Origin of the sequence: Streptomonospora halophila (assembly GCF_039542725.1) — a bacterium.
Classification (GTDB): domain Bacteria; phylum Actinomycetota; class Actinomycetes; order Streptosporangiales; family Streptosporangiaceae; genus Streptomonospora; species Streptomonospora halophila.
Genome location: NZ_BAABIK010000010.1, coordinates 39,650 through 58,790 on the forward strand (window position 1 = coordinate 39,650; position 19,141 = coordinate 58,790).

A 19,141-nucleotide genomic window follows, 5' to 3' on the forward strand; every position below is an offset into this window, starting at 1 on the left:
TGGGCGGTGGTGGGCGACGGGCGGGCAAAACGAGTCTCGACGAGACCCCGTTCGGGCGGTGGTGGGCGACGGGCGGGCAAAACGAGTCTCGACGAGACCCCGTTCGGGTGGCGGTGGGCGCGCGAAGCGCCCTTCGACGCGGTTCCACTCCGACGGCGACGGGCGGCGAGAACGCGCCCTGCAGCAACTCCGTCCAGGTGGCGGAGAGTCTCCGGGCGGCGAACCGCCGCCGCAGGCGGTGTCGGCGGTGGCGATCGTGCCGGTACCGCTACCCACCGACCTCGAACAGGCGACATCGGCGTGCCGCACGCCGCGATCGGGACCGGGGCCGCACCATGGACCCAGGGCTTCACCGTCGCCGGGCCCGTGCCGTCCGTGGTGCACGCGTGTGCACCGCACCCTCTTCCGATCAGCCGCGTGGCCGCCCACTGACCCTGGGATCAGGGCCACGCGGTGCTTACGCACCCCCGTCGCACTCCCCCGTCCCCCCGCCCCCGCCGGTCTCCCCCGTCTCCGCGGGCAGGGCGGTGTCGGCCCCCCATGCGCTCCAGGAGCCGGGGTAGAGGCGGGCACCGGCGTACCCCGCGTGTTCGAGGGCGAGCAGGTCGTGGCAGGCGGTGACACCCGAGCCGCAGTAGGCGGTGACGGTCTCGGCGCTGTCGGCGCCCAGCGCGCGGAACCGCTCGCGCAGCCGCTCGGGCGGGGCGAAGCGCCCGTCCTCGGTGAGGTTGCCGGCCCAGGCGGCACTGCGCGCGCCGGGGATGTGCCCGGGGCGGGCGTCCACGGGAGCGGGGGCCGCGCCGGTGTAGCGCTCGCGGGCGCGGGCGTCGAGCAGCAGCCGGCGCGGGTCGCCGGCCTCGGCGCGCACGTCGGCGGTGTCCGCGAAGCGGTCGGCGGGCCAGGGCATCGGAGTGCGCTCGCGCCGGACCGGCTCGACTTCGCCCCTCTCCAGCGGGCCGGGCCATGCGTCGATGCCGCCGTCGAGCACGGCCGCGGGCGAGCCGAGCACGCGCAGCAGCCACACCAGCCGCGCCGCGGTGGATCCGCCGCTGTCGTCGTAGGCGACGACCGGGGTGCCGTCGCCGATGCCCAGAGCGGCCATGGAGGCGGCGAAGTCGCCCGGGTCGGGCAGCGGATGGCGGCCGCCGGCCTCGGTCGCCGGCGCGGCGAGGTCGGTGTCGACGTCCGCGAACACCGCACCGGGCAGGTGCCCCTCCAGGTAGGCATTGCGCCCGGACCGGCCGTCGAGGTACCAGCGCACGTCGGCGAAGAGCACCTCGCCGGCGTGCGCGGCGGCCCACTCCGGCGAGACGACGACGGGCAGTGCGGGCGCGTTCTGATCGGTTGCCATGGGTGCAAGCTACCCGGGTGCGGCGGAGGCGGGAGCGGTCTCCTAGGCGGCGCGCGCTCGGCTTACGTGTCGCACCCACAGCAGGCCCAGGACCGGCAGCACGAGGGGGATGAACAGGTAGCCGCTGCCGAAGCGCGACCAGACGGTGTCATCGGGGAACGCGGCCGGGTCGAGCAGGCTGAAGGCGCCCACGACCAGCACGCCGACCAGTTCGACGGTGCACGAGACCGCCGCGACCCGCAGCGACGTCCGCCCTCCGGCCACCAGGCCCACGGTCGCGACGATGTAGACGAGCCCCGCCAGCGCCGAGAGCACGTAGGCCAGCGGCGCCTCATGGAAGCGGGTGAGGATCTGCACGGCCGCGCGCGAGGTCGCGCCGATGGCGAAGACGGCGTAGACGGCGACGAGGACGCGGCCGGGACCGCTGCGGGCGAGGGAGTCAGACACGTGCGGGGTCCCATAGCTGTTCGAGGCGGACCATCATCACGGGCAGGATGAGGCAGGCGAAGGCGATCACCGCGGGGCCCCACCGGCTCCGCTCGACGAAGCCCCACACCGCGCACGCCGGGGGGATGAGCACGACGGTGGCCAGGTAGCTGACGAAGACCAGGGGCTCGGCGGGCCGCTCGCCCCCCGCCATCAGCACACCGGACACCACGGCCTGGGCGATCAGGGCCAGCCACAGCACGCCCATGGCGACCAGGTGGGGCACGACCATCGGCTGGTCTCGGAAGGTCGAGATCAGGCACCATGCGGCCAGGACCAGCGACGCGACCTGGATGGTGGTGGTCAGCGCTTCGACCACGGGAGTCCTCCACCCGGGTTGGTGCGGCTGCGCCCGGCTCGGTCCGCGCGCCGCCGGGCGCGCCGGCGGACCGGGCGCGATTGTCTACGACAGACTGTAGTACCACCAGCGGCGAGCCGGTAATCGGGAGCGCGGTACGCGCGGACCGGCGCGGGTAGCGGCCTGCCTGCCGGGCGTCGCGGCCCGGCGTAGACTCCAGGCGTTTGCAGGCGCATACATAGGAAGACGCAGAGCTTATGAAGTACGGGATTCTGATGTTCCCTACACACGACGCGATCGATCCGGCCACCCTCGCGCGCGAGGCGGAGGACCGGGGCTTCGAGTCGCTGCTGTTCCCCGAACACAGCCACATCCCGGTCAGCCGCCGGTCTCCCTACCCCGGTGGCGGGGACCTGCCGCGGATGTACCTGCACACCTACGACCCGTTCGTGGCGCTGAGCTACGCCGCCTCGGCCACGACCACGCTGCGTATCGGTACCGGCGTGTGCCTGGTCACCCAGCGCGACCCGATCCATACCGCCAAAGAGGCCGCCAGCCTGGACTTCCTCTCCGGCGGCCGGTTCCTGTTCGGCGTCGGCGCGGGCTGGAACCGCGAGGAGATGGCCGACCACGGCACCGACGCGCGCACGCGCATGCGGCGCATGGCCGAGAACGTCAAGGCCGTGAAGGAGCTGTGGACGAAGGACGAGGCGGAGTTCCACGGCGAGTTCGTCGACTTCGAGAAGAGCTGGGCCTGGCCCAAGCCCGCCCAGAAGCCGCACCCACCGGTCATCGTCGGCGGCAACGGGCCCACGGTGGAGGAGCGCGTAGTGGACTTCGGCGACGAGTGGATGCCGCAGGGCGTCACGCTCGACACCGCCGCCGAGTTTGGCGAGCGCGTGACCCGGCTGCAGCGGCTCGCGGCCGAGGCCGGTCGCGGCACGATTCCGGTCTCGATGTACTACGCGGTTCCCGACGAGAAGACCGTCGACGCCTACGCCGAGGCCGGCGTGGGCCGGGTGTTCTTCGGCGTGGACTCCGCAGGGCGCGACACCGTCCTGCCGCAGCTGGACGAGCTGGCCCGGCAGATCCGCTGACCCCGCTCCGGCCCGGGAGCCGGGCGCGGACCGGACACGGGAGGGGCGCTCAGGTCCGCGGGTCTTGCGCGCGAGGCGGGCCCGCGGGCGGCTGACCGGGCTGTTCCCGCGGTCCGGGGTGCCCGGCGGGAGGCTGCTGCGGCCCCGTTCCCGGCTGCTGCCCGCCGGGCGGCGGGGGGCCGTAGGGCTGGGCGTGGCCGGGTGCGTACTGCGCTCCGCCGGGGCCGCCCGGCGCAGGCGGCTGTCCGTCGGGGCCGGGCTGGGCGCCGTGCCGCCCGGCCGCCGGATCGGCCGGACCCCGGCCCGGCCCGGGAACCTGCGCATACTGCCCCGCACCGGGGCTGCCCTGCGGCGGCCACCCCCCGGCGCCCGCGGGGTGCGGCGGCGCCGCACCCCGCTGCGCGGAAGCGCGGCCGCTGCCCGCAAGGGCGATCAGCAGCAGGATCAGAGCGGCGCAGAAGGTGAGGATGCTGACGACGTTGAACACCGTGACCACGAACGTGGGCGCGCCCTGGAACGAGCCGAACTCCATGAAAACGCTGAACGCCAGGCCGACGATCCAGCTCAGGATCAGCAGCCCGCCCCCGGTACGTATCAGCCCGCGCATCGCCGACGCCCGACCGGCCAGAGCCAGCGCGAGTACGCCGACGATGACCAGCGGGAACCGGAGCGCCAGGGAGACGAACGGGTTGGAGATGAGCAATGCCGGGGAATCCAGCGAATCCATTGCGGTGCTCCGTGTCGTCGGCGGGACTCAACCGTTGGTCTGGGGCGGAGGGCCGGGGGGCCGTTGGTGAGCGCTTGGTCCGTGCTCCCAGGGGAGCGGGCCCTGCGGACCCGGCTCGCCTCCGGGGCCGTGCCCGGAGGGGTCTGCCGGCGCCTGGGGGCCGGAGGGACCGGCGTAGGCGTGGCGGCCGGGACCCGGGTGCTCGCCGCCGTGGCCGGGCGGGACCGGACCGTGCGCCGCCGCGGGCGGCGGCGCCGACCAGGCCGGATCGGGCGGCGGCGCGGAAGCGGTCCCGACACGCCGGACCAGCCCGATCAGCAGCAGCAGGAAGCCCGCGGCGAGCAGCAGGTTGAGTGCGTGCCGGACCAGCGAGGGCCACACGTCGATCGGAATGATGGCCGCCTGATACGTCATCACGCCGAGGACCATGTCACCGATCCCGTCGATCAGGATCAGCGCGAGTCCGAAGGCCGGCAGCATGCGGCGCCCTCGGGCCGCCAGCGCGACGGCTATGAATCCCAGGAGCGGGATCACGACGAACGGCGCGTTCCACAGGATCGGCTCCAAGAGGTGCACGGCGGCTTCCCACTGTTCGTCGCGGCGGATGTCGTCGCCCAAACCTAAGGGAGTGCCGAACGGAACACCAACTCATCCGGTGCCTGTGTACGCAGGTGACCGGGTGCGGTCACGGAGCGGGCGGCGGTTCCCGGGTCCGCTCCGCGGAACCGCCGGCGGCCCGGCGGCCCGGATCGCCGGGCGCGCTCCCGTCCGCGCGGGGCGGGGCCACCGGCCCCCTTACTCCCACTCGATGGTGCCGGGCGGCTTGCTGGTGACGTCGAGGGTGACGCGGTTGATCTCGCGGACCTCGTTGGTGATCCGGTTGGAGATGGCCGCCAGCACGTCGTAGGGCAGGCGCGACCAGTCGGCCGTCATCGCGTCCTCGCTGCTGACGGGGCGCAGCACCACGGGGTGGCCGTAGGTCCTGCCGTCGCCCTGCACGCCCACCGAGCGCACGTCGGCCAGCAGCACCACCGGGCACTGCCAGATGTCGCGGTCCAGTCCCGCGCGCGAGAGCTCCTCGCGGGCGACGGCGTCGGCCTCGCGCAGGATCTCCAGGCGCTCGCGGGTGACCTCGCCGATGATGCGGATGCCCAGGCCGGGCCCGGGGAAGGGCTGGCGCCACACCATCTCCGCGGGCAGGCCCAGCTCCTCGCCGACACGGCGGACCTCGTCCTTGAACAGCTCGCGCATCGGCTCGGTCAGCGAGAACCGCAGGTCATCGGGGAGCCCGCCGACGTTGTGGTGCGACTTGATGTTGGCGGCGCCGGTGCCGCCGCCCGACTCCACGACGTCGGGGTAGAGGGTGCCCTGCACCAGGAACTCGACGTCGTCGCCCTCCTTGCCGCCTTCGGCGACGACCTCGCGGGCGGCCTGCTCGAAGACGCGGATGAACTCCCGGCCGATGATCTTGCGCTTCTCCTCGGGGTCGCTGACCCCCGCCAGCGCGTCGAGGAACCGCTCCTGGGCGTCGACGACCTTCAGCACGGCGCCGGTGGCCTCGACGAAGTCCTTCTCGACCTGCTCGACCTCGCCCTTCCGCAGCAGCCCGTGGTCGACGAAAACGCAGGTCAGCCGGTCGCCGATGGCCCGCTGGACGAGTGCGCCGGCCACCGCGGAGTCGACGCCGCCGCTCAGCCCGCAGATGGCGCGCTTGCCGCCGATCTGGGTGCGGATGCGCTCGACCTGCTCGTCGACGATGTTGACCATCGTCCAGGTGGGCCGGCACCCGGCGCCGTTGTAGAGGAAGTGCCGCAGCACCGCCTGCCCGTGCTCGCTGTGCAGCACCTCGGGGTGGAACTGGACGCCGTAGAGCCCGCGCTCGGGGGCCTCCATGGCGGCGACGGGCGTGCTCTCGGTGCTGCCGGTGGTGCGGAAGCCCTCGGGCGCCTCGGCGACGGAGTCGCCGTGGGACATCCACACCGTCTGCGCGGCGGGCAGGCCGGCGAACAGCACGGTGTCGGTGCCGGCCTGCATGCGGGTGCGGCCGAACTCGCTGCGCCCGGTCCGGGCCACCGTGCCCCCGAGCGCCTGGACCATCGCCTGGTAGCCGTAGCAGATGCCGAGCGTCGGCACACCGGTCTCGAACATCCCCGCGGGCGCCTGGGGCGCGCCGTCGGCGTAGACCGACGAGGGGCCGCCGGAGAGGATGATCGCCTTCGGCCGCTTGGCCAGCATCTCCTCAACCGGCATGGTGGAGGGGACGATCTCGCTGTAGACATGGCACTCGCGCACCCGCCTCGCGATGAGCTGAGCGTATTGCGCGCCGTAGTCGACGACGAGAACGGTGTCGAACGAGGAGTCGCCGGCGTCGGAAGGGGACACGGAAGAAGCCTTCCCGCAGGTAGGAGTGTGCAGCGCACGGGGATCGGACCGCTTCTCAGTCTAGATCCTCCCCGTGGCCTCAGAACCCGGCCACCAGGACCGCCCGGTCGTCGGCGTGGTCGGTGGGCGCCGACCACGCCATGACCGTGGTGCACACGTCCTTGGGTGTGGGCGCGTCGAACCCGGTGAGCAGCGCGGACAGCCGGCCCAGCCCGGTGTCCAGCGACTCGCGGCGCCGCTCCACCACCCCGTCGGTATAGCAGACCAGCATGTCGCCGGGGTGCACCGCGACGCGGGCGGTGCGGTGCTCGCCGCCCAGCGAGCAGCCCAGCGGCGGGTCGACGACCGACTCCAGCCGCTCGCACTCCCCGCCGCCGCGCAGCAGCATCGGGGGGACGTGTCCCGCGTTGGCGTAGGCGAGCTCGTCGGCGCCCGGGTCGTAGACCGCGTAGCACATGGTGGCCATGTTCTCCGGCAGGTAGGTGTCGACGTAGGCGTCGAGCCGCGCGGTGACCCGGTCGGGGCGCACGCCCTCCTCCAGCGCGGCGGCGCGCAGCACGCTGCGCAGCTGGGACATGACGGTGGCCTCGGGCAGCCCGTGTCCCGCGACGTCGCCGATCACCAGGCCGATGCGGTCGGAGGCGGGGATGGCGAACACGTCGTACCAGTCGCCGCCGACCTCGGCGCCGTAGGCGGTGGGCACGTACTCGGCCGCGACCTCCAGCGGCGCGCCTGCGACGCGGCACGGCAGCAGGCTGCGCTGCAGGCCCAGGGCGATCTCGTGCTCGCGCTCCAGCCGCGCGCGCATGCGTCCCTCCTGGTCGCCGAAGGCGCCCGGGGCATCGGGGGCGTCGCGGTCGAACGCGGGCACCAGGCGGATCTGCACCGCGGGCTCGCCCGCGTCGGCCCAGGCCGCGCGGCTGCCGAACCCGGGACAGCGGCGCGGCCGCCCGTCGGGGTCGACCAGGCACAGCACCCCGGCCATCGGCTCGCCCGACCTGGCCCATCGGCGCAGCGTGTCGCCGGTCCGCTCGGGGCTGTCGGAGCTGAGCCCGTAGAGGTTGGCGCCCGTGTCGGCCTCCGGGCACAGCCGCCGCATGGCGGCGTTCCGGCCGAGGATCTCGCCGGAGAGCCCGACCAGCAGCATCGGCTCGCTCACAGCGCGGGTGATCGAGCCGAACAGCTCACCGGCGAGCACAGCTCACCGCGCCCCGCGTGCCCAGGCGAGGGGTCCGGGTCGGTGCGGTGGGGCGGCGGACAGGCCGCCGCTTCAGCGACGGGCGGCGGGTCACGCCGCCGCGGCCGTCCCGAATGGTCGAGTCCGCTACTCGCATCGTCCCTCCGTTGGCTTCCGCGGATACCGCCGTCGCCGGTTTCGAGGGTCAGGGGAGAGGCGTACGGCGGCCACGTGAAGCGCAGGTTACGCCCGGGCGGCGCCCGGCGCAGGAGATTCCCGGTTTTTGCGGGAGCGGAACGGAGTGTGGAAGTTCACTGCGCCCCGGAGGCGTCTCCACGAGACTTCCGCGCGCAAGGAACCCGAGGTCAGCGACCTGAAGACGGTCGCGCGCGCCGTCGGTTCGGCCCCGGCCGGAGTCGGCCGGGGCCTGCGGGCGCGGCGGGGCGGTCAGCGGATGCGGAACCGCTTCATCAGCCGCGCACCGGCCGTCATCACCGTGGAGAGTGTCCGGGCGTCCATACCTGGAGGACCGCCCAGGCCGATGTAGTGCTGGCTGGCGACGGTCTGGGACTCGGTGTAGCGCAGCAGCCCCTCGGGGCCGTGCCGGCGGCCCACGCCGGAGCGCTTCATGCCGCCCATGGGTGCGCCGTAGCTGGCCCAGGCGGCGCCGTAGCCCTCGTTGATGTTGACGGTGCCCGCCTCGATGCGCTCGGCCAGGCGGCGCCCGCGCGCGGTGTCGCGGGTCCACACGCTGGCGTTGAGCCCGTAGTCGGTGGAGTTGGCTGCGTCGACGGCCTCGTCCTCGTCAAAGAAGCGGTAGAGGGAGACCACCGGGCCGAATGTCTCGGCGGAGCAGGCGTCCATGGTCGGGGTCACCCCGGCCATGACCGTGGGCTCGTAGAACAGCGGGCCGACGTCGTCGCGGGGGCCGCCGCCGGCGAGGATCTCGGCGCCCTTGGCGCGCGCGTCCTCGACGTGGGCGCTGACGCGGTCGAACTGCCTGCGGTAGGTCAGCGAGCCCATGTCGGCGGAGTAGTCGAAGGCGGCGTTGAGCTCCATGCCGCGCACCGCATCGGCGAAGCGCTCGGCGAACTCGTCGTAGACCGAGTCGTGCACGTAGATGCGCTCCATGGAGATGCACAGCTGGCCGGCGTTGCTGAAACCGGCCCGCTGGAGGCCTTCCACGGTCCAGTCCATGTCGGCGTCGGCGCAGACGACGGCGGGGTTCTTGCCGCCTAGTTCCGCGGAGAAGCCGATGAGGCGGCGCGCGGCGCGCTGGCCGATCTCGGCGCCCACCGCGGAGGAGCCGGTGAAGGAGACGTAGTCGGCGTTGTCGACGAGGGCGTCGCCGATCTCCTCGGGCCTGCCGATCACCGGGATCCACAGGTCCTCGGGCAGGCCGGCCTCGACGGCGGTCTCGATCGCCCACAGCGCGGTCAGCGAGGTCTGGGTGTCGGGCTTGGCGACCACGGCGTTGCCGGCGAGCAGCGCGGGCACGGCGTCGGCGACGGGCAGGGTCAGGGGGTAGTTCCACGGGCTGATGACGGCGACCGCGCCGCGGGGCAGGCGGCGGTGGTGGGTCCGGGTCGCACCGGGCACGGCGCCGGGGATGCGCCGGGTCCGCAGGAGGCGGGGCGCCTGCCGGGCGTAGTGGAGGGTGCCGCCGGCGGCGTCGTAGACCTCCTCGAAGGCGTGTCGGCGGGCCTTGCCGGTCTCCCACTGGATGAGGTCGAGGATCTCGCGCTGGCGAGAGAGGACCAGGTCGTGGAACCGCACGAACGGCTCGGCGCGCTCTCGGGGGGACAGTGCGGCCCAGAACCGCTGCGCCGCGCGGGCGCGCTCGAAGGCGGCGGCGACGTCGGCGGCGGAGGACTCGGGGAGTTCGGCGAGGGGCGCTCCGGTGAAGGGCGCCGCGGTCTGCGTCGTCTTGCCCGACGCGGCGGCCACGCGGCGTGTGAGCCGGGGGACGACGTCCTCCAGCCCCGCCGGCGACGCGGAGCGACCGGAGGTGCTCGTAGCGGTGTCCATGGCGGGAGCGTAATCCACGTCACCGGAATTGACTACCCGCCGGTAACCGATGCGCGGTCCGGTTACGGAACCCGCCTCTGGGGACGATTGCCCCTGCGGTTGCTGGACAGTCCGGCACGGTGCGGCGTTGGATCGCACTCAACGAAGCCGGCTTCCGGGCGCCGCCGAGGACTCCGCGCCGCCCTCTTCCAGGAGGTTGCGATGTCGCACACCGAGAACACCACCGTCGCCGTCGCGGGAGGCGGCCCGGCGGGAATCATGCTCGGCCTGCTGCTGGCGCGGGCCGGCGTGGACGTCACCGTGCTCGAGAAGCACGGCGATTTCCTGCGCGACTTCCGCGGCGACACCGTCCACCCCTCCACGCTCCAAATCCTCGACGAACTGGGCCTCGCCGATCGGCTGGCGGAGCGGCCGCACCGCAAGGTCGAGACGCTGACGGTCGGGCGCGGCGACGACCCGATCGTCCAGGCGGACCTGCACGACCTTCCGGGGCGGTTCCCCTACATCGCGATGATGCCGCAGTGGGACTTCCTCGACATGCTCACCGACCACGCGCGCACCTACCCCGGGTTCCGGCTGCTGATGAACGCCGAGGCCACCGGCGTCGTCGAGCAGGACAGCGCGGTCCGCGGCATCCGCTACCGGCGGCGGAGCGACGGCGACGCGCCGTCGCAGGCCGGAGACGAGGAGCACGAGCTCCGGGCGGTGCTCAGCATCGCGGCCGACGGGCGCGACTCCGGACTGCGGGACGCCGCCGGCATGGTCCCCGCCGAACTGGGCGCACCGATGGACGTGCTGTGGCTGCGGGTGCCCCGCAAGCCCGACGACCCCAGCGGCATGAACGGCAACCTGGGCCAGGGCGCGATGGCCGTGGGGATTGACCGCGGGCACTACTGGCAGGTCGCGTTCGTCATCCCCAAGGGCGGCTACGAGGCCACCCGCAGCCAGCCGATCGAGACCTTCCAGGAGCAGCTGCTGGGGCTGCTGCCGTTCCTCGGCGAGAACGTGCGCGACGTCGACGACTGGTCGAAGGTGGCCTTTCTGAACGTGACGCAGGACCGCCTGGAGCGCTGGTACCGCCCGGGGCTGCTGGCCCTCGGGGACGCGGCGCACGCCATGACGCCCGTGGGCGGTGTCGGCATCAACCTGGCGGTCCAGGACGCCGTGGCAACGGCCAACCTCCTCGCCCGCCCGCTGCTGGAGGCCCAGAGCGACCCCGACCGGTTCGCCAAGACGCTCAACCCCGAGCTGCTGGCCCGCGTGCAGCGCCGCCGCCGGATGCCCACCGTCGGCACCCAGGCGTTCCAGCAGCTGCTGCAGCGCCAGGTCATCAGCAAGGCGCTGGACACAGACGCCGACCTGCCGCCCCTGCTCCGGGTGATCGGGGGCACCGGCCCCTGGTCGAAGGTGGTCGCCCGCGTGATGATGATGGGCCTGCGCCCCGAGCACGTCCGCAGCCCCGCTGTGGCCACTCCCGTGCGCGACGGGGAGGAGCCGACCGCGTAGCCCGGCGCGGCCGGTGCGCGACGGACGGGGTGCGCCCCGCCCGGGGGCGGGGCGCTGCGGCCTCTGAACCGGCCCCCACCCGTTCACGGCAGGGGTCGGTACGGGCCGGCACGAGCGGGCGGCGCGACCAGGCGACCGCCCCCACCTGCGGGGCGCCGGCGGTGCGGTACCGCGCCGGAGCGCCGTATGGCAGTGTCAGCGGAGAGCGCCGGCATCGCGGTTTCGGCGGAGATCGGCAGAGATCGGCGGATCGGCGGAGAAGGGACGGCACATGGCCACGATCACGCGCCCGGCCGCCTTCGACGACGAGGGCAGCGCCGCGTGAGCGCGCGGCAGAGCCGCGGTGTCCTGGTCACCGGGGCTTCGGGAGGCATCGGGCGGGCGGTCGCCCGGCGGTTCGCCGCCGACGGCGACCGGGTGGCCGTGCATTACGCGTCGAGCAGGGATGCGGCCGAGGCCACCCTGGAGTCCCTCGACGGCTGGGGGCACGTGCTGGTCCGCGGAGACGTCGCCGACCCCGCCGCGGCCGAGGCCGTCGTCGCCGCGGCCGTCGAGGGGCTCGGCGGACTCGACGTCCTGGTGAACAACGCCGCCGCGGTCATCCCGCACCCCCTGCCCCAGACCTCCTATGCCGAATGGCAGGCGGCATGGCAGCGCATCATCGGCGTGAACGTGTTCGGAGCGGCGAACCTGAGCTACTGCGCGGCGCGGCACATGATCGAACGCGGCGCCGCCGGGCGGATCGTCAACGTCGGCTCGCGCGGCGCCTACCGGGGTGAGCCCGACATGCCCGCATACGGTGCCAGTAAAGCCGCGCTGCACTCGCTGGGCCAGTCGCTGGCCGTGTCTCTCGGCCCCCACGGCATCGGAGTCGCCTCGGTGGCTCCCGGATTCACCTCGACCCCGCGGGTCGAGGCACGGCTGGACGCCGACGAGGGCGACGCGATCCGCGGGCAGAGCCCGTTCGGCCGGGTCGCGACGGCCGACGAGATCGCCTCGGCGGTGGCCTACCTGGCCTCGCCGGAGGCGGTATGGACCTCGGGCGCGGTACTGGACGTCAACGGCGCCTCCCACTTGAGGTGAATTGAGGTCAAGGGGTGGGTGGGGGTGCCGGAGGGAGCCGGGGCCGCAGGAGACCGCGGCCGGAGGGGAACCGGGGCAGGGGGAGAACAGAGCGGACCGGAGCGGAGTGATCGCGCCAGGCGGCTGGTCGGCGGTCGGCGGTCGGTGACTGGGAGCGGAAGCGGGATCAGTGCCGGGAATGGGATCAGGACCGGGATCGAAACCGGGACCGGTGTGCCGGACAGCGGTCGGAGAAACTTTTCCAAGAGCCGCAACGACTCCCTTCACCTGCCGGAACGGCGCTTCGATCCACCCACATCGCGGAACAACCGGCGGAGCCTGCTATACCGGCGGGTATCCGGGTAGCTCGTCGGCAGGGCAGAAAGCCGCCGGCAGGCTCGGCGTCGGCGCCCCTGGCGCCGGGCTCTTTCGGCCCGACGTGCCAAGCGACGTACGGATCGAGTGCGGAGCGAGGTGCGGAGCGGCGTACGGATCGAGGTACTGCCCGACGCGCGGCCTGGCAGACGAACCGGCGTACGGTCCGGCGTACGGGTCGATGCATACCGGTGCATGGATCGGCCTAATGTCCGACAGGCAGAGCGACCCCACAAGACAACGGGCGCCAGGAGATCTCCCACCTGAGCGCACCACCACCATCCCCCCAAAGCGCCGGGGACCGGCCTCGTCCCGTCCGCGAGACCGTTCCCCGGCGCACCATTTTCCGACACCTTGCCAGGCTGAGCGGGCCTGTTGAGTGATGGAAGTGGATGTCGAATGTCCCGCAGCCGCGGTCGCGGTCGCGGCCGCGGCCGCGACCGACAGCGCAACGGGTTGATACCGCCGCTCACGCACCCGACGAGGCAGCGACGACACCGAAGGGTCGGGCCCGGCGATCACCGGTCCCGGCACGCGCCGGTCCCCCACCCAACGAGGCAGCAAGACAGCGGACGGCTGGGCCCGGCGGTCATCGGCCCAGGTACGCGCCGGTCCCCGACGAGGCAGCAAAGACAGCGGACGGCTCGCCACAGCGGTAAACGAGCCGGATGCTCGTCGGCCGGGCACCCGACGAGGCAGCGACGACACCGAAGGGTCGGGCCCGGCGATCACCGGTCCCGGCACGCGCCGGTCCCCACCCAACGAGGCAGCGAGGACACCGGAGGGCTCGGCTCGGCGGTCATCGGTCCCGTGCTCGCCGGTGGACCACCCGACGAGGCGGCGGCCTCACCGCCGAGTTCCACGGCCACCGAAGTCGGCGATCGCGGTCGGGCGATGGAAGACAGCGAATAAGTCGAATAAATCGGGCGTTCAGGGCAGGGTGCGCGAGCGGGAGGGCGACGAGACCGGCCTTATGCAGGCATCACTACGCCAACAGGCCGCACTGCCCGTTCGAACGGGGCGAAACATGGCGAGATGCCCGAAATACACCGCAGGCTGAACGCCCCACAGGACCCCCACAGCCACGAAACCCGCCAAATGCATGCCTGAAGGGCCTCAGAACGCGGTTTTCGCCCGACTCGCCGCACCTCAGGTCGCCATAGCATCCCGAAAAACGGGCAAATCGTACGAACCGACCGCAATTTTTCCGCATTGCAAAATAGTGCGGGGAGGGTGGCGCCGCCTCCCTGTTTGAGCGGTCACCGCGCCCCTCACACGACCGCCAAAAGCCCCTTATGGCAGAAATGTCCACTTCAGCTCACCCTGGCACTGCCCCATCAGCCGAGGAAGGTCTCCCGCGGCCCGATCCGATGCCCGCAGCCCCGCGCCACCGCCGTCCTCGCTGCCCCGCTGCGCACCCCGCCGGCGCGCACCAGGACCGGTAACCGCCGGGCCCAACCACCCGCCGCCCTCGCCGCCCGCCCAACCAACACGCGCCCGAACCGCCGACCGCCGGGCCCAGCCACCGGCCGTCCTCGCCGCCCCCGTCACACGCCCAACCAACACGCACCCGAACCGCCGACCGCCGGGCCCAGCCACCGGCCGTCCTCGCCGCCCCCGCCGCACGCCCAACCAACACGCACCCGAACCGCCGACCGCCGGGCCCAGCCACCGGCCGTCCTCGCCGCCCCCGCCGCACGCCCAACCAACACGCACCCGAACCGCCGACCGCCGGGCCCAACCACCCGCCACCCTCACCACCCCCGCCACACGCCCAACCCATACAGCTCTGGCGCCCCGCCGGTCTCCGGCGAGGCGCCAGTCAAGCTCCAAGGTGGACGAACGGTGTTTCCATCACGCCGTAAGTGGCGTAACGGCGTCGACCTCACTCTGGTGGCGGTCCTTGTCGACCTCGATGTCGTAGTCGGCCTGCACGTTGAGCCAACCGCTCGCTCAACCGAATGCCTTGGACAGCCTCAGGGCGGTCTCTGGCGTGATCCGGCGCTTGCCGAGCACGATCTCGTTGATCCGGCGCCGGCACCCCGATCGTCTTGGCCAGGCGGTACCGGAAAACACCCAGGGGGTTGAGGGAGTCGTTCACGAGGGTCTCACCAGGCGTGATCGGCTCGTGGGTCGTATCGAGCATCGTGATCCCCCCTTTCAGGGGCAGCCGACCAGGTCGACGTCGTGACGGCCCGCTGCGGTGGAGCTTCCGGTGGGCAGTTTGCTGGACCTCCGGACCGAACCTCGATCGAGCGGCTCCGGGGCTGTGGCCTCCCTCAGCTCACTCCGGCTCCCACCGACGCCGCGGGGACGATCTCCGGGGCTCCGTGTTGGACGGCGTCCGCCTCGTTGTCGTTGTCCTGCTCCTGGGCGGCGCGCTCCACCTCGATGCGCTTGCGGTAGTAGGCCACCTCGCGCTCAATGTGCTCCTCGCTCCAGCCCAGCTGCTCGCCCATCAGCCGCGCCGCCTCCTCCGACGCGGCGATGCCGCGGTCCCAGGTCTCTATCGAGATCCGGGTCCGGCGCGCCAGGACGTCGTTGAGATGGCGGGCGCCCTCGTAGGCGGCCGCGTAGGCGATCTCGGCGCGCAGGTAGTCGTCGGCGCCGGTCAGCGGCTCCTTGAGGTCGGGGCGCTCGGCCATCATCCCCAGGATCTCGTCGATCATGGTGCCGTAGCGGCGCAGCAGGTGGGTGATCCGCGAACGGTGCAGCCCCGACTCGTTGGCGAGCCTGCGGCGCTGGTTCCACATGGCCGCGTACCCCTCGGCGCCCGCCAGCGGCAGCCGGTCGGTCACCGACTGCGGGATGCGCCCGTCGAGCCCGTGCGCCACGGCGTCGACGGCGTCCTTGGCCATCACCCGGTAGGTCGTGTACTTGCCTCCGGCGATCAGCACCAGTCCCGGAACCGGGTGGGCCACGGTGTGCTCGCGCGACAGCTTGGAGCTCTCGTCGGACTCCCCCGCCAACAGCGGGCGCAGACCGGCGTAGACGCCCTCGACGTCGTCCCTGGTGAGTGGGACCCGCAGGACCGAGTTGACGTGGTCGAGCACGTAGTCGATATCGGTCCGGCTCGCCGCCGGGTGGGCCTTGTCCAGGTCCCAGTCGGTGTCGGTGGTGCCGATGATCCAGTGCCGCCCCCACGGGATGACGAACAGCACGCTCTTCTCCGTGCGCAGGATGAGCCCCGAGGACGCCTGGATGCGGTCGCGCGGCACGACCAGGTGGATCCCCTTGGACGCGCGCACGTGGATCTGGCCGCGCCCGCCGACCATCTCCTGGATGTCGTCGGTCCACACGCCCGCCGCGTTGACCACCTGCTTGGCGCGGATGTCGAACCGCTCGCCGGTCTCCAGGTCCTGGGCCTGGGCGCCGGTGACGTGCTCGCCTTCGCGCAGGAAGCTCACCGCCTGGACCCGCGAGGCCACGTGCGCCCCGTAGGTGGCGGCCGTGCGCAGCACGGTGAGGACGTAGCGGGCGTCGTCGACCTGGGCGTCCCAGTACTGCACGGCCCCCACCAGGGAGTCGCGGCGCAGCGCAGGGAAGAGCCGCAGCGCGCTGCCGCGCGTCAGGTGGCGGTGGCGCGGCAGGCCGCGGGCGCCGCCCACGGACATCGCGAGCGTGTCGTAGAGGGTGACTCCGGCGCCGACGTAGGGCCGCTCCCAGTGCTTGGTGAGCGGGTACAGGAACGGCACCGGCTGCACCAGGTGCGGCGCGATGCGGTGCAGCAGCAGCCCGCGCTCGACCAGCGCCTCGCGCACCAGCTCGAAGTCGAGCTGCTCCAGGTAGCGCAAGCCGCCGTGGATGAGTTTGCTGGAGCGGCTGGAGGTCCCCGATGCGAAGTCGCGGGCCTCGATCAGCCCGACCGAGAGCCCCCGCGATACCGCGTCCAGGGCGACGCCGGCTCCGACGATGCCCCCGCCGACGACCAGGACGTCCAGTTCGCCTCCCGACATGGCCTCAAGCGCCTCGGTTCGCTGTTCGGGCCCTATCCGCGCTGAAGTCATCTCACGCCTTCCTTGGACTGTGCCTTGCCGGGCCGCACACTCGAAACGTCCCATGGCCAGGCTAACCCGACAGGCCCGGACCAATCCGGTGGCGCGCCTCGCACCGCCGCGAACGGGCGGGTCCGGGAGGGGTCGGGCAGCGGACGGGCCGGGACGGGCGCGGCCCTGCGCAGCACCGCACGGCATACGCGCCGGGGAGCGCGCCCGCCGGGGAGCGCGTGCGCGCGCTCCCCGCGCGCACGCTGCACGACCGGCGCGCCGGCGCGCGTGGGAGGCCCCCAACCCCGTGGCCACACGAGGCAGCACGCGGCCTCGTGGGCCGCGGCACACGCACACCGCTTCGGCGGCCTCACACCGCTTCGGCGGCCTCGGTGGCGTAGCGGTCGGCGGCCGACAGCACGTCCTCGCCGTAGCTGCGGGACTCGTTGTAGGTGAGGATCGCGTCCCACCAGCCGGAGTCGCTGGTCAGAACGCGCCCCTCGGAGCAGAGGTAGCGGGCCGCGGACAGAGCCGCGTCGTCGACGTCGTGCGGGTCGGCCCCGGCGGCGGAGTCGGCGTCGGCGCCCCACTTGTGCCAGGTGGTGGGGATGAACTGCATGGGTCCGACGGCGCGGTCCCACTCGGAGTCGCCGTCAAGGGAGCCGCCGTCGGAGTCGGGGATCGCGGCGGTGTTGTCGGACCCGTCGAGCGGGATGCCGATGACGTCCTCGGTGGTGCGGCCGTCAGCGCCGATCTCGCCTCCGGCGGCGGTGCCGTGGTCGGACTCGACCTCGCCGATGGCCGCCAGGGTCGGCCACGAGATGCGGCACTCGGGCTGCTCCTCGGTGACCGTCAGCTGGGCGCGGGCGTAGCCCTCCAGCGCCCGGCGCGGGATGCCGGTGGCGTCGGAGACGGTGCCGAGCCACTCCGGGCTGGGATCGGCGATCCGGTCGGGGTCCGGCGAGCGTCTGCTGTCGGCCGCCAGGTCGGAGCCGCCGGAGCCCGCGGACTCCTGCTGCCCCGCCGCGCCCGGGACCGTGTCGATGCTGCCCGCGGCGTCGTCGGGGCCCGGCGGAAGCTGCGGGGGCCGGGACGGCTCGAACATGCCGGCGACACCTGCGACTCCCGCGGCCACGCCGAGGGTCGATGCCACCGCCGCCGCTGCGGCGATGCCCCGCTTCCACCGGGGCGGCGGGGGGTGTTCGGCCGAGGCGGGGGACTCCTCGGAACCGGTGACGGGGGGACCGCTCACGTACACCTCATTCACGTCTTGGTCACGATCTGCCGGAAGGATGGCGTTTCGGCTGGGCGCACACGGCACCGACGTGATAGTGCACCCCATACGTACGGCCCGAGTCAACAACCTATCCGCTGACCTGCGCGGTCGAGGCGGTATCCGTGAAAGGCGGGCCGCCCGGTCCGCGGGCTCGCGCGGACCGGGGGCCGCGGTGCTCAGCGGTGCGGGTTGACCACGACCTCGACCCGCTGGAACTCCTTGAGGTCGCTGTAACCGGAGGTGGCCATGGTGCGGCGCAGCGCACCAGTGAGGTTCATCGCGCCGTCACTGGTGGAGGCGGGGCCGTGCAGGATCGACTCCAGGGAGCCGATCGTGCCCACGCGCAGCCGCTCGCCGCGCGGCAGCTCGCCGTGGTGGGCCTCGCTGCCCCAGTGGTAGCCGCCGCCCGGGGCCTCGGCGGCGCGCGCCAGCGGCGAGCCGATCATGACGGCGTCGGATCCGCAGGCCAGCGCCTTGGCGATGTCGCCGCTGAGGGACATGCCGCCGTCGGCGATGACGTGCACGTAGCGGCCGCCCGACTCGTCGAGGTAGTCGCGGCGGGCCGCGGCGACGTCGCCGATGGCGCTGGCCATCGGCACGGCCACGCCCAGCACGGACCGGGTGGTGTGCCCGGATCCGCCGCCGAAGCCCACGAGCACGCCCGCGGCGCCGGTGCGCATCAGGTGCAGCGCGGCGGTGTAGGTCGCGCAGCCGCCGACGATCACCGGTACGTCGAGGTCGTAGATGAACTGCTTGAGGTTGAGCGGTTCGGCCCGGCCCGAGACGTGCTCGGCCGAGACCGTCGTGCCGCGGATGACGAACAGGTCGATCCCGGCGTCGATGACCGCCTTGTGGTACTGCGCGGTGCGCTGCGGAGACAGGCGCGCGGCCGTGACCACGCCGGCCTGGCGGATCTCCTCGATGCGCCGGCCGATCAGCTCCTCCTTGATCGGCTCGGCGTAGATCTCCTGCAGCCGCTGCGTGGCGGCCTCGTCGTCGAGCTCGCGGATCTCCTCCAGCAGCGACTCGGGGGACTCGTAGCGCGTCCACAGGCCTTCGAGGTCGAGCACGCCCACGGCGCCCTGGCGCCCCATGGCGATCACCGTCTCGGGCGAGGCGATGCTGTCCATCGGGCTGCCCATCAGCGGCGTCTCGAAGCGGTAGGCGTCGATCTGCCAGGTGATCGACACTTCCTCGGGGTCGCGGGTGCGGCGCGCCGGCACGATCCCGATCTCGTCGAGTTCGTAGGAACGGCGCGCGTTCTTGCCGAGCCCGATCTCCAGCTGAGCCAACGCTTGGGTCCCCTCTCGCGTGCTTCACCGGCGAAGACGGCCGGCGGGTACTGCCGCGCCGAGTTTACCGCCGCGCGCCGCGGCGCCCGCGCCGCAGC

The 19,141-nt window shown here is 73.0% G+C and carries 14 protein-coding genes; 3 read left to right on the top strand and 11 right to left on the bottom strand.

Translation table 11 applies throughout. The features are described from left to right. Positions 1–457: 457 nt before the first annotated feature. The 3 genes from ABEA15_RS10545 to ABEA15_RS10555 are packed head-to-tail and all read right to left on the bottom strand — an operon-like array spanning position 458 to position 2,156. Positions 458–1,351 (bottom strand): sulfurtransferase, encoded by an 894-nt coding sequence (locus ABEA15_RS10545; protein WP_345556490.1) that lies wholly within the window; start codon positions 1,349–1,351, stop codon positions 458–460. A gap of 42 nt (positions 1,352–1,393) precedes the next feature. Next, positions 1,394–1,798: a hypothetical protein gene (locus tag ABEA15_RS10550; RefSeq protein WP_345556491.1), complete on the bottom strand. Its 405-nt coding sequence runs from the start codon at positions 1,796–1,798 to the stop codon at positions 1,394–1,396. After that, positions 1,791–2,156, bottom strand: coding sequence for a hypothetical protein (locus ABEA15_RS10555; protein WP_344142792.1), 366 nt, complete (start codon positions 2,154–2,156; stop codon positions 1,791–1,793). The genes ABEA15_RS10550 and ABEA15_RS10555 overlap by 8 nt, the downstream gene beginning before the upstream one ends. 254 nt (positions 2,157–2,410) lie before the next feature. On the opposite strand from ABEA15_RS10555, the gene ABEA15_RS10560 reads away from it, so the two are divergent. Next, positions 2,411–3,232 carry an LLM class F420-dependent oxidoreductase gene (locus ABEA15_RS10560; RefSeq protein ID WP_345556492.1) on the top strand — a complete coding sequence of 274 codons (822 nt, stop codon included), beginning with the start codon at positions 2,411–2,413 and terminating at the stop codon, positions 3,230–3,232. Between the two features lie 49 nt (positions 3,233–3,281). Here the strand turns inward: ABEA15_RS10560 and ABEA15_RS10565 are convergent, their stop codons facing one another. The 5 genes from ABEA15_RS10565 to ABEA15_RS10585 all read right to left on the bottom strand — a co-directional run bounded on the left by ABEA15_RS10565 (position 3,282) and on the right by ABEA15_RS10585 (position 9,546). Further along, the gene (locus ABEA15_RS10565) at positions 3,282–3,959 is read right to left on the bottom strand and encodes a hypothetical protein (protein ID WP_345556493.1); all 678 of its coding nucleotides are present in this window, start codon (positions 3,957–3,959) and stop codon (positions 3,282–3,284) included. A 27-nt stretch (positions 3,960–3,986) separates the two neighbouring features. After that, entirely contained in the window at positions 3,987–4,577 is a 591-nt protein-coding gene (locus tag ABEA15_RS10570; protein WP_345556494.1) for a hypothetical protein, read from the bottom strand. A 177-nt stretch (positions 4,578–4,754) separates the two neighbouring features. Continuing rightward, a complete protein-coding gene (gene guaA, locus ABEA15_RS10575) occupies positions 4,755–6,341 on the bottom strand; it encodes a glutamine-hydrolyzing GMP synthase (RefSeq protein WP_345556495.1) in 1,587 nt (528 codons plus the stop codon). 79 nt (positions 6,342–6,420) lie between these two features. Then, entirely contained in the window at positions 6,421–7,539 is a 1,119-nt protein-coding gene (locus tag ABEA15_RS10580) for a PP2C family protein-serine/threonine phosphatase (RefSeq protein ID WP_345556496.1), read from the bottom strand. Positions 7,540–7,965: 426 nt separating this feature from the next. Then, a complete protein-coding gene (locus tag ABEA15_RS10585) occupies positions 7,966–9,546 on the bottom strand; it encodes a succinic semialdehyde dehydrogenase (RefSeq protein ID WP_345556497.1) in 1,581 nt (526 codons plus the stop codon). Between the two features lie 201 nt (positions 9,547–9,747). On the opposite strand from ABEA15_RS10585, the gene ABEA15_RS10590 reads away from it, so the two are divergent. Beyond that, the gene (locus ABEA15_RS10590) at positions 9,748–11,052 is read left to right on the top strand and encodes an FAD-dependent oxidoreductase (RefSeq protein ID WP_345556498.1); all 1,305 of its coding nucleotides are present in this window, start codon (positions 9,748–9,750) and stop codon (positions 11,050–11,052) included. A gap of 321 nt (positions 11,053–11,373) precedes the next feature. Next, entirely contained in the window at positions 11,374–12,135 is a 762-nt protein-coding gene (locus ABEA15_RS10595; protein WP_345556499.1) for an SDR family NAD(P)-dependent oxidoreductase, read from the top strand. 2,633 nt (positions 12,136–14,768) lie between these two features. On the opposite strand, the gene ABEA15_RS10600 is transcribed toward ABEA15_RS10595, so the two are convergent. From ABEA15_RS10600 to ABEA15_RS10610, 3 genes are all read right to left on the bottom strand, one after another. After that, positions 14,769–16,496, bottom strand: coding sequence for a glycerol-3-phosphate dehydrogenase/oxidase (locus ABEA15_RS10600; RefSeq protein ID WP_344142779.1), 1,728 nt, complete (start codon positions 16,494–16,496; stop codon positions 14,769–14,771). A 349-nt stretch (positions 16,497–16,845) separates the two neighbouring features. Continuing rightward, entirely contained in the window at positions 16,846–17,727 is an 882-nt protein-coding gene (locus ABEA15_RS10605; RefSeq protein ID WP_345556500.1) for a lytic murein transglycosylase, read from the bottom strand. Positions 17,728–17,927: 200 nt separating this feature from the next. Then, a complete protein-coding gene (locus tag ABEA15_RS10610) occupies positions 17,928–19,034 on the bottom strand; it encodes a GuaB3 family IMP dehydrogenase-related protein (RefSeq protein ID WP_345556563.1) in 1,107 nt (368 codons plus the stop codon). Positions 19,035–19,141: the final 107 nt, after the last annotated feature.

Excerpts from the sequence above, each read along its gene's own strand:
- ABEA15_RS10560 (WP_345556492.1), top strand. The coding sequence starts at position 2,411 with ATGTTCCCTACACACGACGCGATCGATCCGGCCACCCTCGCGCGCGAG.
- ABEA15_RS10590 (WP_345556498.1), top strand. The coding sequence starts at position 9,748 with ATGTCGCACACCGAGAACACCACCGTCGCCGTCGCGGGAGGCGGCCCG.
- ABEA15_RS10545 (WP_345556490.1), bottom strand. The coding sequence starts at position 1,351 with ATGGCAACCGATCAGAACGCGCCCGCACTGCCCGTCGTCGTCTCGCCG.
- ABEA15_RS10600 (WP_344142779.1), bottom strand. The coding sequence starts at position 16,496 with ATGACTTCAGCGCGGATAGGGCCCGAACAGCGAACCGAGGCGCTTGAG.
- ABEA15_RS10565 (WP_345556493.1), bottom strand. The coding sequence starts at position 3,959 with ATGGATTCGCTGGATTCCCCGGCATTGCTCATCTCCAACCCGTTCGTC.
- ABEA15_RS10585 (WP_345556497.1), bottom strand. The coding sequence starts at position 9,546 with ATGGACACCGCTACGAGCACCTCCGGTCGCTCCGCGTCGCCGGCGGGG.